This window comes from Stenotrophomonas sp. SMYL86 (genome assembly GCF_036320025.1).
GTDB classification, from domain to species: domain Bacteria; phylum Pseudomonadota; class Gammaproteobacteria; order Xanthomonadales; family Xanthomonadaceae; genus Stenotrophomonas; species Stenotrophomonas maltophilia_A.
The window spans coordinates 1-16,765 of the sequence record NZ_JAWIRU010000034.1 but is presented as its reverse complement, the minus strand read 5'-3'; the positions used below and the strand labels follow the sequence as shown (position 1 = coordinate 16,765).

Here is a 16,765-nt window from a genome sequence, read left to right as displayed (position 1 = left end):
GGCCGTCAGCGGCCGAGCACACCAGGATCGCGCCGTCCATCTGGGCGGCACCGGTGATCATGTTCTTGACGTAGTCAGCGTGGCCCGGGCAATCGACGTGGGCGTAGTGACGGACCGGGGATTCGTACTCGACGTGCGCGGTCGAGATCGTGATACCACGCGCCTTTTCTTCCGGCGCGGCGTCGATCGAGGAGTAATCCTTGAACTCGCCACCGAAGCGCTCGGCACCGATCTTGGTCAGTGCAGCGGTCAGCGTGGTCTTGCCGTGATCGACGTGACCGATGGTGCCGACGTTGACGTGCGGCTTGGTGCGCTCGAACTTACCCTTTGCCATTGTTCTATACCTTGATTGTTCGTAAGTGGTTTCAAGAGAGGCTGAGCGAGGCTCAGCCCTTCTTCATGACGGCTTCGGCGATGTTGGTCGGAGCCGGCTCGTAGTGATCGAATTCCATGGTGAAGGTGGCGCGGCCCTGGGTCTGCGAACGCAGCGCAGTGGCGTAGCCGAACATTTCACCCAGCGGGATCATCGCGTTGATGATCGAAGCGGAGCCGTCACCGGTGGTGTCGGAACCCTGCAGCACGCCGCGACGACGGCTGACGTCGCCCATCACGTCACCCTGGTAATCCTCCGGGGTCACGATCTCGACCTTCATGATCGGCTCCAGCAGCACCGGCTTGGCCTTGGCGAAGCCCTGCTTGAAGGCCATCGACGAAGCCAGCTTGAACGCCATTTCCGAGGAGTCGACGTCGTGGTACGAACCGAACACCAGCTTCACCTTGACGTCCACGACCGGGAAGCCAGCCAGCGGACCGCTGGTGATGGTTTCGCGCAGGCCCTTTTCAACCGACGGAATGAATTCCTTCGGGATCACGCCGCCGGTGATGTCGTTGATGAACAGGAAGTCGTCCTTGATGGCCGGAGCCAGCTTCGGATCGGCACGGTCGGCAGCGGTGATCGGCGACAGTTCGATCACGACGTGACCGTACTGACCCTTACCACCGGACTGCTTGGCGTGCTTGTAGTCCGACTTGACGTCGGCCAGGGTGATGGTTTCGCGGTAGGCCACCTGCGGCGCGCCGACGTTGGCTTCAACGTTGAACTCGCGCTTCAGGCGGTCGACGATGATGTCCAGGTGCAGCTCGCCCATGCCCGAGATGATGGTCTGGCCGGATTCTTCGTCGGTCTTGACGCGGAACGACGGATCTTCCTGCGCCAGACGGCCCAGGGCCAGACCCATCTTTTCCTGGTCCGACTTGGTCTTCGGCTCGACGGCCATCGAGATCACCGGCTCCGGGAACGTCATGCGCTCCAGGATGATCGGGGCGTCCACGGCGCACAGGGTGTCACCGGTGGTGGTGTCCTTCAGGCCCACGGCAGCGGCGATGTCGCCGGCCAGAACTTCCTTGATTTCCTCGCGGTTGTTCGAGTGCATCTGCAGGATGCGGCCGATGCGCTCCTTCTTGCCCTTCACCGAGTTCAGCACGGTGTCGCCACCGTTCAGGGTGCCCGAGTAGACACGGAAGAAGGTCAGCGCGCCAACGAACGGGTCGGTGATGATCTTGAAGGCCAGCGACGAGAACGGAGCCTTGTCGTCCGACTTGCGGGTCATTTCGACGGTGTCGTCGTCAACGTCCACGCCCTTCACGTCCGGCACGTCGACCGGCGACGGCAGCAGCTGGATCACGCCGTCCAGCATGGCCTGCACGCCCTTGTTCTTGAAGGCCGAGCCGCAGTACATCGGCACGATCTCGGTGGCCAGGGTGCGGGTACGCAGCGCGTTGATGATTTCAGCCTCGGCCAGCTCTTCGCCGCCCAGGTACTTTTCCATCAGCTCTTCGCTGGCTTCGGCAGCGGTCTCGACCATGAACTGGCGAGCCTCTTCAGCCGGGCCCTGCAGCTCGGCCGGGATTTCACCGTATTCGAACTTCATGCCCTGCGAAGCCTCATCCCAATGGATGGCCTTCATCTTCAGCAGGTCGACGACGCCCTTGAAGTTGTCTTCAGCGCCGATCGGCAGCTGCATCGGCACGGCAACCGCGCCCAGCTTGGCCTTCAGCTGGCCGACGACCTTCTGGAAGTTGGCACCGGTGCGGTCCATCTTGTTGACGAACGCGATGCGCGGCACGTGGTACTTGTTGGCCTGGCGCCACACGGTTTCCGACTGCGGCTGCACGCCACCGACGGCGCACAGGACGAAGACGGCACCGTCGAGCACGCGCAGCGAGCGCTCCACTTCGATGGTGAAGTCGACGTGCCCGGGGGTGTCGATGATGTTGAAGCGGTGCTCCGGCAGGGACTTGTCCATGCCCTTCCAGAACGCGGTGGTGGCAGCGGACTGGATCGTGATGCCACGCTCCTGCTCCTGCTCCATCCAGTCCATGGTGGCGGCGCCGTCGTGCACTTCACCGATCTTGTGGCTCTTGCCGGTGTAGAACAGGATGCGCTCGGACGTGGTGGTCTTGCCGGCATCGATGTGAGCCATGATGCCGAAGTTACGGTAACGCTCGATGGGAGTGGAACGGGCCACGGGAGCCTCTCAGATTTCTTGGATTTCGGATGGCCGAACGCCGCCTTTCGGCGGCCTTCGGATTGGCGCAGTCCTTCTGGGACCGCGAGGCAGCACGCACCGAAGTGGTGCTGCCCTGCCTGTTTTACAAGGCCGTCAAACTCACCAGCGGTAGTGGGCGAATGCCTTGTTGGCTTCGGCCATGCGGTGGGTTTCTTCGCGCTTCTTGATGGCGCCGCCACGGTTTTCCGAGGCGTCGATCAGTTCAGCAGCCAGCTTCTTCGGCATGGTGTTCTCACCACGCTTGCGCGCGGAGTCGATCAGCCAGCGCATGGCCAGGGCCATCTTGCGCGACGAACGCACTTCGACCGGCACCTGGTAGGTGGCACCACCGACGCGGCGCGACTTGACTTCGACCGCCGGAGCGACGTTGTCCAGAGCCTTCTGCACCAGTTCAATGGCGTTGGCGCTGCTGTTCTTCTCGGTGATCACGTCCATGGCGCCGTACACGATCTTTTCGGCGACGGACTTCTTGCCGCTCTGCATGACCATGTTGATGAAGCGGGCGATGGTTTCGCTTCCGTGCTTCGGATCGGGCAGGACGGAACGCTGCGGAGTATTACCCTTACGCGACATAGTGCTCTCTCCTTATGCCTTCGGACGCTTGGCGCCGTACTTGGAACGGGCCTGGCGACGCTTGGCAACGCCGGCGGCGTCGAGCGAGCCACGAACGGTGTGGTAACGCACACCCGGCAGGTCCTTGACGCGACCGCCGCGGATCAGGACCACGGAGTGCTCCTGCAGGTTGTGGCCTTCACCACCGATGTAGGAAATCACTTCTTCCTGGTTGGTCAGGCGGACCTTGGCAACCTTGCGCAGAGCCGAGTTCGGCTTCTTCGGAGTGGTGGTGTAGACACGGGTGCAGACGCCACGGCGCTGCGGGCACTTGTCGAGCGCCGGCGAGGCACTCTTGTAGGTGGTCGCTTGCCGCGGCTTGCGGACCAGCTGGTTGATCGTCGCCATCAGTAGGTTCTTCTGATTGGTGGCCGGAAATCCGGCCAGAGATGCGGAAATGTTAAAGCAGGCCAAAATTCTGGCCTGCTGAGACAGACGATTGTAGCAACCTGCCAGGAAAGCAGTCAAACGCATCCTGTCAAGCCCGTTCCTGATCCCGGAACGTTACTGGGGGGCCTCCATGTACCCCGTTCAGGTTGGCCGGGTCGATCGCGGACGATCTCCCCTGCCCTTTCCCAATCCCATCGATGGACCGATGGGGTGGTCCGGCCTAGCGGCCGGACCGGATACCTCATTCTTCGCCCGAGGCCTGTTCAGCTTCGGCTTCAACCACCGGTGCCTCGACCGCAGCCGGGGTGCCGGCCAGGGTCTGCATTTCCGACTCGGTGAGACCGGAAGCACCGCGACGGCGGTTGCTGTGGTACGCCAGGCCGGTACCGGCCGGAATCAGGCGGCCCACGATGACGTTTTCCTTCAGGCCACGCAGGTTGTCCGAGGTGCCGCGGACGGCCGCTTCGGTCAGCACGCGGGTGGTTTCCTGGAACGACGCGGCCGAGATGAACGATTCGGTCGCCAGCGAGGCCTTGGTGATACCCAGCAGGACCGGATCGAAGTGCGCCGGCAGCTCGTTGCGGGTCGACAGGCGCGCATTCTCCTCGATAACGCGCTGACGCTCCACCTGTTCGCCGTTCAGGAACTTGCTGCTGCCCTGGTCGGTGATCTCGACCTTGCGCAGCATCTGGCGGGTGATCACCTCGATGTGCTTGTCGTTGATCTTCACGCCCTGCAGGCGGTACACGTCCTGGATTTCCTTCACCAGGTAGGCCGCCAGCGGTTCGACACCCAGCAGACGCAGGATGTCCTGCGGGCTCGGCTCGCCGTCCACGATGGTTTCACCCTTGGTGACATGCTCGCCTTCGAACACGATGACCTGGCGGTACTTCGGGATCAGCTCTTCGTGCTCCGAACCATCGGTGTCCTTGATGATCAGGCGCTGCTTGCCCTTGGTGTCCTTGCCGAAGCTGATGATGCCCGAACGCTCGGCCAGCACCGCCGGATCCTTCGGCTTGCGCGCTTCGAACAGATCGGCCACGCGCGGCAGACCACCGGTGATGTCGCGGGTCTTCGACGCTTCCTGCGGAATCTTGGCGACCACGTCACCCACGCCGACGGCAGCGCCGTCCTGCAGGTTGACGATCGAGCGCGGCGGCAGCAGGTACTGCGCCGGCAGGTCGGTGCCCGGGATCGACAGGTCGTTGCCCTTGGCGTCGACGATGCGCACGATCGGGCGCAGGTCCTTGGCCTGGGTACCACGACGCTTCGGATCGGTGATTTCGCGCGACGCCAGGCCGGTCAGCTCGTCGGTCTTCTCGATGACGGTGATGCCGTCGACGAAGTCGATGAAGCGGATGAAACCGGCCACTTCCGACACGATCGGGTGGTTATGCGGATCCCAGTTGGCCACGGTCTGGCCAGCCTTGATCGCATCACCGTCCTTGGACGTGATGGTCGCACCGTACGGCAGCTTGTAGCGCTCACGCTCACGGCCGTGGGCATCGAGCACCGAGATTTCGCCCGAGCGCGACACTGCCACCAGCGAGCCGTTGGCATGCTCGACGGACTTGAGGTTGCTGAACTTGACCGAGCCGGTGGTCTTGACGGTGATGTTGTCGACCGCAGCAGCTCGCGACGCCGCACCACCGATGTGGAACGTACGCATGGTCAGCTGGGTACCCGGCTCACCGATGGACTGGGCGGCGATGACGCCGACCGCTTCACCGATGTTGACCAGGTGGCCACGGGCCAGATCGCGGCCGTAGCAGCGACCGCAGACACCGAAGGCCGATTCGCACGAGATCGTCGAACGCACCTTGATGCTCTGCACGCCGGCGTCTTCCAGCTTGGCGACCCAGGCTTCGTCCAGCAGGGTGTTGCGGGTGACGATCGGATCTTCGTCGTTGCCCGGCAGGAACACGTCCTCGGCAACCACGCGACCCAGCACGCGATCCTTCAGCGGCTCGACCACGTCGCCGCCTTCCACGATCGGGGTCATGATCAGGCCTTCGGTGGTACCGCAATCCACCTCGGTGATCACCACGTCCTGCGCGACGTCGACCAGACGACGGGTCAGGTAACCCGAGTTCGCGGTCTTCAGCGCGGTATCGGCCAGACCCTTACGGGCACCGTGGGTGGAGTTGAAGTACTCCTGCACGTTCAGGCCTTCACGGAAGTTCGCCTTGATGGGCGTCTCGATGATCGAGCCGTCCGGACGCGCCATCAGGCCACGCATACCGGCCAGCTGACGGATCTGCGCCTGCGAACCACGCGCACCGGAGTCGGCCATGATGTACAGCGAGTTCATCGACTTCTGGTCGATGGTCTCACCCTTGGCATTGACGACCTTTTCGGTACCGATGGTGTCCATCATCGCCTTGGCGATGCGCTCGTTGGTGCGCGACCAGATGTCGACCACCTTGTTGTAGCGCTCGCCGGCGGTGACCAGGCCCGACTGGTACTGCTCCTGGATTTCCAGCACTTCGGCTTCAGCCTCGGTGAGGATGCCCTTCTTCTCGTCCGGGATCAGCATGTCGTCGATGCCGATCGACACGCCGGCGCGGGTCGCGTAGGCGAAGCCGGTGTACATCAGCTTGTCGGCGAACACGACCGTGTCCTTCAGACCCAGCTGGCGGTAGCTGGAGTTGATCAGGCGGCTGATGTTCTTCTTGGTCAGCTCGGTGTTGGCCAGCGCGAACGGCAGGCCTTCCGGCAGGATTTCAGCCAGCAGGGCGCGACCGATCGTGGTGTCCACGATCGAGGTCTTGTTCTGCTTCACACCGTCTTCGTCGGTCACCACCTCGGTGATGCGGACCTTGACGCGCGCGTGCAGTTCCACCACGCGGTTGTCGTAGGCACGCTTCACTTCGGCGATGTTGGCGAAGGCCATGCCCTCGCCCTTCTTGTTTTCCAGCGAGCGGGTCATGTAGTACAGACCCAGCACGACGTCCTGCGACGGCACGATGATCGGCTCGCCGTTGGCCGGCGACAGGATGTTGTTGGTCGACATCATCAGCGCACGCGCTTCCAGCTGGGCTTCCAGCGAGAGCGGCACGTGGACGGCCATCTGGTCACCGTCGAAGTCGGCGTTGAACGCGGTGCAGACCAGCGGGTGCAGCTGGATGGCCTTGCCTTCGATCAGCACCGGCTCGAACGCCTGGATGCCCAGACGGTGCAGGGTCGGCGCACGGTTCAGCATCACCGGATGCTCGCGGATGACCTCTTCCAGGATGTCCCAGACTTCGGCTTCTTCGCGCTCGACCAGCTTCTTGGCGGCCTTGATGGTGGTGGCCAGGCCACGACGCTGCAGCTTGGCGAAGACGAACGGCTTGAACAGCTCAAGCGCCATCTTCTTCGGCAGGCCGCACTGGTGCAGGCGCAGGTACGGACCGACCACGATGACCGAACGGCCCGAGTAGTCGACGCGCTTGCCCAGCAGGTTCTGGCGGAAGCGACCCTGCTTGCCCTTGATCATGTCGGCCAGCGACTTCAGCGGGCGCTTGTTGGTGCCGGTGATGGCACGGCCACGACGGCCGTTGTCCAGCAGCGCATCGACCGATTCCTGCAGCATGCGCTTTTCATTGCGCACGATGATGTCCGGCGCACTCAGTTCGAGCAGGCGGCGCAGGCGGTTGTTACGGTTGATGACGCGGCGGTACAGGTCGTTCAGGTCGGAGGTCGCGAAGCGGCCGCCATCCAGCGGAACCAGCGGACGCAGGTCCGGCGGCAGCACCGGCAGCACGGTCATGACCATCCACTCCGGACGGTTGCCCGATTCCAGGAAGGCTTCGATCAGCTTGATGCGCTTGGTGAGGCGCTTGAGCTTGGTTTCCGAACCGGTAGCGGCGATTTCCTCGCGCAGGCGGGTCATTTCCGACTGCAGGTCGATCGTGCGCAGCAGTTCGTACACGGCCTCGGCGCCCATCGCGGCGTCGAAGTCGTCACCGTGCTCCTGGCGGGCCTGCAGGTACTGTTCTTCGGTCAGCAGCTGGCGGCGTTCCAGGGCGGTCAGGCCCGGCTCGGTCACCACGTAGGCTTCGAAGTACAGCACGCGCTCGATGTCGCGCAGGGTCATGTCCAGCATCAGGCCGATGCGCGACGGCAGCGACTTCAGGAACCAGATGTGCGCGACCGGCGAGGCCAGGTCGATGTGGCCCATGCGCTCACGGCGCACCTTGGCCAGGGTCACTTCGGTGCCGCACTTTTCGCAGACCACGCCGCGGTGCTTCATGCGCTTGTACTTGCCGCACAGGCACTCGTAGTCCTTCACCGGGCCGAAGATGGCGGCGCAGAACAGGCCGTCGCGTTCCGGCTTGAAGGTACGGTAGTTGATGGTTTCCGGCTTCTTCACTTCGCCGAAGGACCACGAACGGATCAGGTCCGGCGAGGCCAGCGCGATCTTGATCGCGTCGAAGTCCAGCGTCTGGCGCTGCTGGTTGAAGAGGTTGAGCAGGTCTTTCATGGTGTGCACCCGCGGGGGTAGGGGTGGGCGTGGGGGCTGCCCCGCCCCCCCCCCCGGGGGGGGGGGGGCCCCCCCCGCGCCGGCATGGATCAGTTGTCTTCCAGTTCCATGTTGATGGCCAGCGAGCGGATTTCCTTCACGAGCACGTTGAAGGATTCCGGCATGCCCGCGACCATCTCGTGCTCACCGTCGACGATGTTCTTGTACATCTGGTTGCGGCCCTGCACGTCATCGGACTTCACCGTCAGCATTTCCTGCAGGGTGTAGGCCGCGCCGTAGGCTTCCAGCGCCCAGACTTCCATTTCACCGAAGCGCTGGCCGCCGAACTGCGCCTTGCCGCCCAGCGGCTGCTGGGTGACGAGCGAGTACGGACCGGTCGAACGGGCGTGCATCTTGTCGTCGACCAGGTGGTTCAGCTTCAGGTAGTGCATGTAACCCACGGTGGTGTGGCGATCGAACGCTTCACCGGTGCGGCCGTCGTACAGCTGGGTCTGGCCACTGCTCGGCAGGTCGGCCAGTTCCAGCATGCGCTTGATTTCCGCTTCGGTGGCGCCGTCGAACACCGGGGTGGCCATCGGCACGCCGTCGGTGAGGTTACGGGCCAGACGCAGCAGTTCCTCGTCGCTGAACTGCGACAGGTCGACACGGTTGGCCACGTTGGTGTCGTCGTGGTTGTAGATGTCGTCCAGGAACTTGCGCAGGTCGGCAACCGCCGCCTGGGCTTCCATCATCGCCTGGATCTTGCGGCCCAGGCCCTTGGCAGCCCAGCCCAGATGCACTTCCAGGATCTGGCCGATGTTCATACGCGACGGCACGCCCAGCGGGTTCAGCACGATGTCCACGGTTTCGCCCGAGGCCATGTACGGCATGTCCTCGACCGGCACCACGTTGGAGACCACACCCTTGTTGCCGTGGCGGCCTGCCATCTTGTCGCCCGGCTGGATGCGGCGCTTCACGGCCAGGAACACCTTGACCATCTTCAGCACGCCCGGGGCGAGGTCGTCACCGGCGGTGATCTTGCCGCGCTTGTCGGCGAAGCGACGCTCGAATTCCTTCTCGTGCGCCTGGATCTGCTTCTGCGCGCGCTCGATGGCTTCCGAAGCGTCCTCGTCCTTCATGCGCAGGGCGAACCAGTCAGCCTTCTTCAGGCCGTCCAGGAACGCGTCGCTGATGACGTCGCCCTTCTTCAGGCCAGCGCCACCGTTGACCACCTTGCCCACGATCTGCGAACGCAGACGCATGTAGATGGCGGCTTCCAGGATGCGGAACTGGTCGTCGAAGTCCTTCTTGACGCGCTTGATTTCAGACTCTTCGATCTGGCGGGCGCGCTTGTCCTTCTCGATGCCGTCGCGGGTGAAGACCTGCACGTCGATGACGGTGCCGTCCATGCCCGGCGGGACGCGCAGCGAGCTGTCCTTCACGTCCGAAGCCTTCTCGCCGAAGATCGCGCGCAGCAGCTTCTCTTCCGGGGTCAGCTGGCTTTCGCCCTTCGGGGTGACCTTGCCGACCATGATGTCGCCGGCGCGGACTTCCGCACCGATGTACACCACGCCGCTCTCGTCCAGGCGGTTCAGCGCCTGCTCGGAGACGTTCGGGATATCGGCCGAGATTTCCTCCGGCCCCAGCTTGGTGTCACGCGCGACGCAGGTCAGCTCTTCGATGTGGATCGTGGTGTAACGATCCTCCTCCACCACACGCTCGGAGAGCAGGATGGAGTCTTCGAAGTTGTAGCCGTTCCACGGCATGAACGCGATCAGCATGTTCTGGCCCAGGGCCAGTTCGCCGATGTCGGTGGACGGACCGTCGGCCAGCACGTCGCCGCGGGCGATGACGTCACCCACCTGGACCAGCGGACGCTGGTTGATGCAGGTGTTCTGGTTCGAACGGGTGTACTTGACCAGGTTGTAGATGTCCACGCCTGCGTCGGTGGCGCCAACGATCTCTTCCTCGTTGACCTTGACCACGATACGGGCGGCATCGATCTGCACGATCTCGCCACCACGACGGGCATTCACGGTCACACCGGAGTCACGCGCCACGGCGCGCTCGATGCCGGTACCGACCAGCGGCTTCTGCGCACGCAGGGTCGGCACGGCCTGACGCTGCATGTTGGCGCCCATCAGTGCACGGTTGGCGTCATCGTGCTCCAGGAACGGAACCAGCGCGGCCGCGATCGACACGGTCTGCATCGGCGAGACGTCCATGAAGTGGACTTCCGCCGGCGGCTTCAGCAGCGACTCGCCCTGGAAGCGGCACGGAACGAACTGCTCGGTCAGCACGCTGTCGGCATTGGTCAGGGCGTTGGCCTGCGCAATGACGTACTCGTTTTCTTCGATGGCCGACAGGAACTCGACTTCGTCATAGACCTTGCCGTCCACGACCTTGCGGTACGGGGTCTCGAGGAAACCGTACTGGTTGGTGCGGGCGTACACGGCCAGCGAGTTGATCAGGCCGATGTTCGGGCCTTCCGGGGTTTCGATGGTGCAGACGCGGCCGTAATGGGTCGGGTGCACGTCGCGCACTTCGAAGCCGGCGCGCTCACGGGTCAGGCCGCCCGGGCCCAGGGCCGAGACGCGACGCTTGTGGGTCACTTCCGACAGCGGGTTGTTCTGGTCCATGAACTGCGACAGCTGCGAGGAGCCGAAGAACTCCTTGATGGCAGCGGCGACCGGCTTGGCGTTGATCAGCTCCTGCGGGGTCAGGCCTTCCGACTCGGCCATCGACAGGCGCTCCTTGACCGCGCGCTCGACGCGGACCAGGCCCACGCGGAACACGTTCTCGGCCATTTCACCGACCGAACGCACGCGACGGTTGCCCAGGTGATCGATGTCATCGACCACGCCGCGACCGTTGCGGATCTCGGTCAGGACCTTGATCACGTCCAGGATGTCGGAGCTGTCGCCATGGGCGGCAACCAGGCGCTTGGACTCTTCGTCGTTGCGCTCACCGTAGTACTTGCGGTCGTACAGCACGGCTTCGCCGGTGGTTTCCTTGCGGCCCACGCGACGGTTGAACTTCATGCGGCCGACCGCGGACAGGTCGTAGCGCTCGAAGGTGAAGAACAGGTTGTGGAACAGGTTCTGCGCGGCGTCCTTGGTCGGCGGCTCGCCCGGACGCATCATGCGGTAGATCTCGACCAGGGCTTCCAGCTGGGTCTTGGTCGGGTCGATGCGCAGGGTGTTGGACAGGTACGGGCCACGATCCAGATCGTTCACCCACAGGGTGCCCACGGCATCCACACCGGCCTTGCGGAAGGCCTGCAGCTGCTCGTCGGTGATCTCGTCATTGGCCTGGGCCAGCAGTTCGCCGGTCGAAGCATCGACCACGTCGTGCGACAGGATGCGGCCGACGATGTAGTCGTCCGGCACGGCCAGGGCGGCGATGCCCGAGGCTTCCAGCTGCTTGATGTGACGCGCGGTGATGCGCTTGCCGGCTTCCACGATGACCTTGTCGCCGTCGGCGAGGTCGAAGCCCAGGGTTTCGCCACGCAGGCGCTCCGGCACCAGCTCCAGCTGGACGCCTTCATCCGGGTTGATGTGGAAGGTGTTGATCTCGAAGAACTCGGCCAGCATCTCTTCGTTGCTGTAGCCGAGCGCGCGCAGCAGGATCGACACCGGCAGCTTGCGGCGACGGTCGATACGGGTGAACAGCGCGTCCTTCGGGTCGAACTCGAAGTCCAGCCAGGAACCGCGGTAAGGAATGATGCGGGCGCTGTACAGCAGCTTGCCCGAGCTGTGGGTCTTGCCACGGTCGTGGTCGAAGAACACGCCCGGCGAACGGTGCAGCTGCGAGACGATGACGCGCTCGGTGCCGTTGACGATGAAGGTGCCGTTCTCGGTCATCAGCGGGATTTCGCCCAGATAGACCTCCTGCTCCTTCACGTACTTGATGGCCTTGGTCGACGACTCACGGTCGTAGATCACCAGGCGCACGGTCACGCGCAGCGGGGCGCCGTAGCTCATGCCACGCTGGCGGCACTCACGCTCGTCGAAGACCGGTTCGCCCAGCTTGTAGCCGACGTATTCCAGGGCAGCATTGCCGCTGTAGCTGGCGATCGGGAAGACCGACTTCAGCGCAGCGTGCAGGCCGTGGTCCGTGCGCTTGGCCGGATCGACGTTTTCCTGCAGGAATTCACGATAGGAATCCACCTGGATGGCGAGCAGGAACGGCACTTCGAGAATCGAGCGCTGCTTGCCGAAATCCTTGCGGATACGCTTTTTTTCGGTGAACGAATAGGACGTCATGAGGTCTTCCACCTTGTTGTGCGGATCGTGCGCCCACGATCCGAAGGGAACTTGAAATTGTCAGTTGGAAGTCGCTGGTATTGCCGGCACCAGCACGCCTTCTCCCGCTACTTCCAACTGCCAACTCGTCTGCATCCACTCCCCCGCTGCCGCGCTCTGCGCTGGCCTGCCGGGGTCTGACCGCAGCCCGTGTTGGGCTTTTTCTGCTTCTGAAACAGTCGACTAACAGTCGACCCTACCGGTACTGCAACAACGACCAAAGGCCGGGGGCTTACGCCCCCAGCCTTGGCTGCATCGCCGTGAATCGGTGACGATGCAAGGTAACTGCTTACTTGACTTCGACAGTCGCGCCAGCAGCTTCCAGGTCCTTCTTCATCTTCTCGGCGTCGTCCTTCGAAGCGCCTTCCTTCAGGACGCCACCGGCTTCGGCCAGGTCCTTCGCTTCCTTCAGGCCCAGGCCGGTGATGGCGCGGACGGCCTTGATGACTTCGACCTTCTTGTCGCCGGCCGACTTCAGGGTGACGGTGAACTCGGTCTGCTCTTCAACAGCAGCGGCCGGGCCAGCAGCAGCAGCCACGGCAACCGGAGCAGCGGCGGAGACGCCGAACTTCTCTTCGATGGCCTTGACCAGCTCCATCACTTCCATCAGGGACTTCTCGGCGATGGCGTCGACGATCTGTTCGTTGGTAAGGGACATGATTAATACCTTTGGATGATTTTCTGGGTTGAGGTTCCGTCAGGAACCACGGTAAGTCGAAACTCAGGCGGTCTCGGCGGCCGGCTCGGCAGCGTCGGCGGCGACGTCGCCACCACCCTGCTTCTCGCCAACGGCCTTGATGGCGCGGGCAAACATCGTGACCGGCTCGGTCAGGACGCGGGCCAGCATGGCCAGGGCCTGGTCGCGGGTCGGCAGCGAGGCCAGCACTTCGACGTGGCTTGCCGGGAACACTTCGCCACCGATGGCGACGACCTTAGCCTTCAGCTTGTCGTTGCCCTTGGCGGCTTCCTTGATCAGGCGACCGGCAGCGCCGGGCTCCTCGAGCGAGAACGCGTACAGCAGCGGACCAACCATCTGGTCCTGGGCGACTGCGAACTCGGTGCCTTCAACGGCGCGCGAAGCCAGGGTGTTCTTGACAACCTTCAAGAAAACACCGGTTTCACGAGCCTGCTTGCGCATCGCGGTCATCTGGGCGACCGTGGTGCCAGCGTATTCGGCTGCGATCAAGGAGTGGGCCTTGGCGGCGACGTCTGCCAGCTCGGCGACTACTTCTTGCTTCTGGGACAGATTGAGAGCCATTGCACTCCTCCTATTGAACTCCGCTTACGGCTCCTGCCGTGTGCGGTCCTGTGCGGCATCCGTCCTGGACGCCGGGAACATCGGGATGATGTTCCGGGGGTGGGCCGTTCTAGACCTGGAGTGGGCCAACCTGGGAAACCCAGACGTGCGTGAACCAGAAAAACTCCAGAAGGGCACCATCTACGCAGGGTGATTCCGGGGAATCGATTAAGCGCTCATGACTGCTCCGGCGGCGACTCCTTGCCAGATCGAGCTTCCGTGCCCGTCGCCGGTATTGCCACGACCGCGCCTGCGGTCTTTGACGGCTACCGCGGGCGATGTACGGCCAGCGATGCCTTCAAATGTCACGGTCACGGCACCGAAGGTACCGTGACCGCTTGAAACAATTACTTCAGGGTCAGCGACGACTGGTCGACGGTGACGCCCGGGCCCATCGTCGAGCTGACCGAAACCTTCTGCAGGTAGGTGCCCTTCGAGGTGGCCGGCTTGGCCTTGATCAGGTCCAGCAGCAGCGCGGTCAGGTTCGACTTCAGCGCGTCTTCGGCGAAGTCGGCCTTGCCGATGGTGCAGTGAATGATGCCGGCCTTGTCGGTGCGGTAACGGACCTGACCCGACTTGGCGTTCTTCACGGCTTCACCCGGGTTCGGGGAAACGGTGCCGACCTTCGGGTTCGGCATCAGGCCGCGCGGGCCCAGCACGGTGCCCAGCTTACCGACGACGCGCATGGCGTCCGGGGTCGCGATGACGACGTCGTAGTTCAGATCGCCAGCCTGCATCTTCTCGGCCAGATCATCCATACCGACGGCTTCGGCGCCAGCGGCCAGGGCTTCGTCAGCCTTGGCACCGGCCGGAGCGAACACGGCGACGCGGACCGACTTGCCGGTACCGGCCGGCAGCACGGTGGAGCCACGGACCTGCTGGTCGGACTTCTTCGCATCGACGCCCAGGCGCACAGCGACGTCGATCGACTCGACGAACTTGGCCTTGGTGGCGCTCTTCAGGATGTTGATCGCGTCCTCGAAGGCGTATGCCTTGCCCGGAACGACGGCGGCCTTGATGGCCTTCTCACGCTTGGTCTGTGCCATCTTATTAACCCTCCACCACGAGGCCCATGGAACGGGCAGAGCCAGCGATGGTACGCACGGCGGCGTCCAGATCGGCGGCAGTCAGATCCGGTTCCTTCGCCTTGGCGATCTCTTCCAGCTGCTTACGGGTGACCTTGCCGACCTTCTCGGTGTTCGGGCGCTTGGAGCCCGACGAGATGCCAGCGGCCTTCTTCAGCAGGGTGGTGGCCGGGGTGCTCTTGGTGATGAAGGTGAACGTACGGTCCGAGTAGGCCGTGATGATCACCGGAACCGGCAGACCCGGCTCGAGCTTCTGCGTGGCAGCGTTGAACGCCTTGCAGAATTCCATGATGTTCAGACCGCGCTGACCCAGCGCAGGACCGACCGGCGGCGAGGGGTTGGCCTGACCGGCCTTCACCTGCAGCTTGATGTAACCGACAACTTTCTTTGCCATGTGAGTACTCTCCGGGTGCTAGCGCCTTTCGACAACAGGCTCCCCATCGGACCGGGAATCACGCGTCCCGGCATCGCGTTTTGAAATCATGCTGAAGGCCACCTTGCGGCGACCTCGTCCTGCTGGCTTCCCAGCGGGGAGCCGCGCACTATATCAGGTTTTTTCTTCACATGCCTGAAGCGGCACGTAAACGGACGAAACCGGGCAAGGCCCGGCTCCTGGTTCCGTAGAGTCGAGCGTGCTCGACTGATCAGCAAAGTCGAGCAAGCTCGACTCTACCGACAGGTCAGACGGCCTTTTCGACCTGGCCGAACTCGAGTTCGACCGGAGTGGCACGACCGAAGATCAGCACCGAGACGCGCAGACGGCTCTTCTCGTAGTTGACTTCTTCGACGACGCCATTGAAATCGTTGAACGGGCCGTCGGTAACGCGGACCATCTGGCCCGGCTCGAACAGCACCTTCGGACGCGGCTTCTCGACACCTTCCTGAACGCGATTCAGGATGGCTTCGGCCTCGGAATCGGCGATCGGCAGCGGACGGTCGGCGGTGCCGCCGATGAAGCCCATCACGCGCGGGGTTTCCTTGACCAGGTGCCAGCTTTCGTTGTCGATGCGCGGAATACCGGCTTCTTCGTGGGTCTCGATCTGGACCAGCACGTAACCCGGGAAGAACTTGCGCTCGGAGCGGCGCTTCTGGCCAGCGCGCATCTCGACCACTTCTTCGGTCGGGACCAGGACATCGCCGAAGCGCTCTTCCATGCCGTCACGGACGATGCGATCGCGCAGAGCCTGCGCCACCGACTTCTCGAAGCCCGAATAGGCGTGAACGACGTACCAACGCTTCATGCAATTCTCCTTAGCGGCTCAGGAACAACTGAACCAGCCACTGAATGACGTAATCGAACCCACCCAGCAACAGACTGAGAATGGTCACCACCACCATCACGACCCAGGTCATGCGGATGGCTTCCTGGCGCGTCGGCCAGACCACCTTGCGCAGTTCGAAGCGCGACTCGGAGAGGAATTCGCGGGTGTCGCGCCCCTTGCCGGTCAGCATGAACACGCCGATACCGCCAACCAGACCGACCACAACCGCCAACGCACGAAGCTGACCCGCCCACGCACCCAGCTGGGTGGCGCGACCGGAGTCGGCGGAGAACCAGAACCAGACGAACAGACCGGCCAGCACCAGCAGCGATGCGGCGACGTACTTGACGATATCCCCGCCGTTGGCGGAGTTGTCCTTGGAGTGTTCGATCTTGCTATTCATCCGGCTGTGTCTGCTTTAGCGGCCCAGGCCGCTGGATAAGGTGGGCAGATGGCACGCCAGGAGGGACTCGAACCCCCAACCTGCGGTTTTGGAGACCGCTGCTCTGCCAATTGAGCTACTGGCGTACGTGTTGAAACTTGCCTTCCCTTAGACGGCGAAGGCGGACCGAGGTTCCCGGCCCGCCATTCGCGTAACCGGCGGCGCTATGCAACCACCGGTACTGCAGGCTTACTCGATGATCTTCGAGACCACGCCGGCGCCGACGGTACGGCCGCCTTCGCGGATGGCGAAGCGCAGGCCTTCGTCCATTGCCACCGGGTTGATCAGGGTGACGACCATCTTGACGTTGTCACCCGGCATCACCATTTCGACGCCTTCCGGCAGAGCAGCTGCGCCGG

At 63.4% G+C, this 16,765-nt stretch carries 12 protein-coding genes, 1 tRNA gene and 1 pseudogene; all 14 read right to left on the bottom strand.

Annotated elements, in window-relative coordinates:
* Positions 1 to 334 (bottom strand): GTP-binding protein (locus tag V3B64_RS21690; protein WP_329914950.1); only part of this gene is annotated, 334 nt, incomplete at its 3' end.
* Between the two features lie 52 nt (positions 335 to 386).
* On the bottom strand, positions 387 to 2,528 hold the full coding sequence (gene fusA, locus V3B64_RS21685) for an elongation factor G (RefSeq protein ID WP_005408207.1): 2,142 nt from the start codon (positions 2,526 to 2,528) through the stop codon (positions 387 to 389).
* Positions 2,529 to 2,669: 141 nt separating this feature from the next.
* Positions 2,670 to 3,143, bottom strand: a complete 474-nt coding sequence (gene rpsG / locus V3B64_RS21680; RefSeq protein ID WP_004145321.1) for a 30S ribosomal protein S7 — start codon at positions 3,141 to 3,143, stop codon at positions 2,670 to 2,672.
* 12 nt (positions 3,144 to 3,155) lie between these two features.
* Positions 3,156 to 3,530, bottom strand: a complete 375-nt coding sequence (rpsL, locus tag V3B64_RS21675; protein WP_004145320.1) for a 30S ribosomal protein S12 — start codon at positions 3,528 to 3,530, stop codon at positions 3,156 to 3,158.
* A 283-nt stretch (positions 3,531 to 3,813) separates the two neighbouring features.
* Positions 3,814 to 8,037 (bottom strand): DNA-directed RNA polymerase subunit beta', encoded by a 4,224-nt coding sequence (gene rpoC / locus V3B64_RS21670; RefSeq protein ID WP_125895178.1) that lies wholly within the window; start codon positions 8,035 to 8,037, stop codon positions 3,814 to 3,816.
* 89 nt (positions 8,038 to 8,126) lie between these two features.
* Positions 8,127 to 12,281: a DNA-directed RNA polymerase subunit beta gene (rpoB, locus tag V3B64_RS21665; protein WP_049401089.1), complete on the bottom strand. Its 4,155-nt coding sequence runs from the start codon at positions 12,279 to 12,281 to the stop codon at positions 8,127 to 8,129.
* A 328-nt stretch (positions 12,282 to 12,609) separates the two neighbouring features.
* Entirely contained in the window at positions 12,610 to 12,978 is a 369-nt protein-coding gene (rplL, locus tag V3B64_RS21660) for a 50S ribosomal protein L7/L12 (RefSeq protein WP_010480374.1), read from the bottom strand.
* A 63-nt stretch (positions 12,979 to 13,041) separates the two neighbouring features.
* Positions 13,042 to 13,578 carry a 50S ribosomal protein L10 gene (gene rplJ / locus V3B64_RS21655; RefSeq protein WP_010480377.1) on the bottom strand — a complete coding sequence of 179 codons (537 nt, stop codon included), beginning with the start codon at positions 13,576 to 13,578 and terminating at the stop codon, positions 13,042 to 13,044.
* Between the two features lie 386 nt (positions 13,579 to 13,964).
* Positions 13,965 to 14,663 carry a 50S ribosomal protein L1 gene (gene rplA, locus V3B64_RS21650; protein WP_004154350.1) on the bottom strand — a complete coding sequence of 233 codons (699 nt, stop codon included), beginning with the start codon at positions 14,661 to 14,663 and terminating at the stop codon, positions 13,965 to 13,967.
* Positions 14,664 to 14,667: 4 nt separating this feature from the next.
* Positions 14,668 to 15,096, bottom strand: coding sequence for a 50S ribosomal protein L11 (gene rplK, locus V3B64_RS21645; protein ID WP_004145248.1), 429 nt, complete (start codon positions 15,094 to 15,096; stop codon positions 14,668 to 14,670).
* A gap of 286 nt (positions 15,097 to 15,382) precedes the next feature.
* Positions 15,383 to 15,943 carry a transcription termination/antitermination protein NusG gene (gene nusG / locus V3B64_RS21640; protein WP_004154362.1) on the bottom strand — a complete coding sequence of 187 codons (561 nt, stop codon included), beginning with the start codon at positions 15,941 to 15,943 and terminating at the stop codon, positions 15,383 to 15,385.
* 10 nt (positions 15,944 to 15,953) lie between these two features.
* Entirely contained in the window at positions 15,954 to 16,367 is a 414-nt protein-coding gene (secE, locus tag V3B64_RS21635) for a preprotein translocase subunit SecE (protein ID WP_005408202.1), read from the bottom strand.
* Between the two features lie 49 nt (positions 16,368 to 16,416).
* Positions 16,417 to 16,492: transfer RNA gene (locus V3B64_RS21630), tRNA-Trp, on the bottom strand.
* Between the two features lie 103 nt (positions 16,493 to 16,595).
* Positions 16,596 to 16,765 (bottom strand): annotated as a pseudogene (locus tag V3B64_RS21625) (elongation factor Tu); the annotation flags it as partial.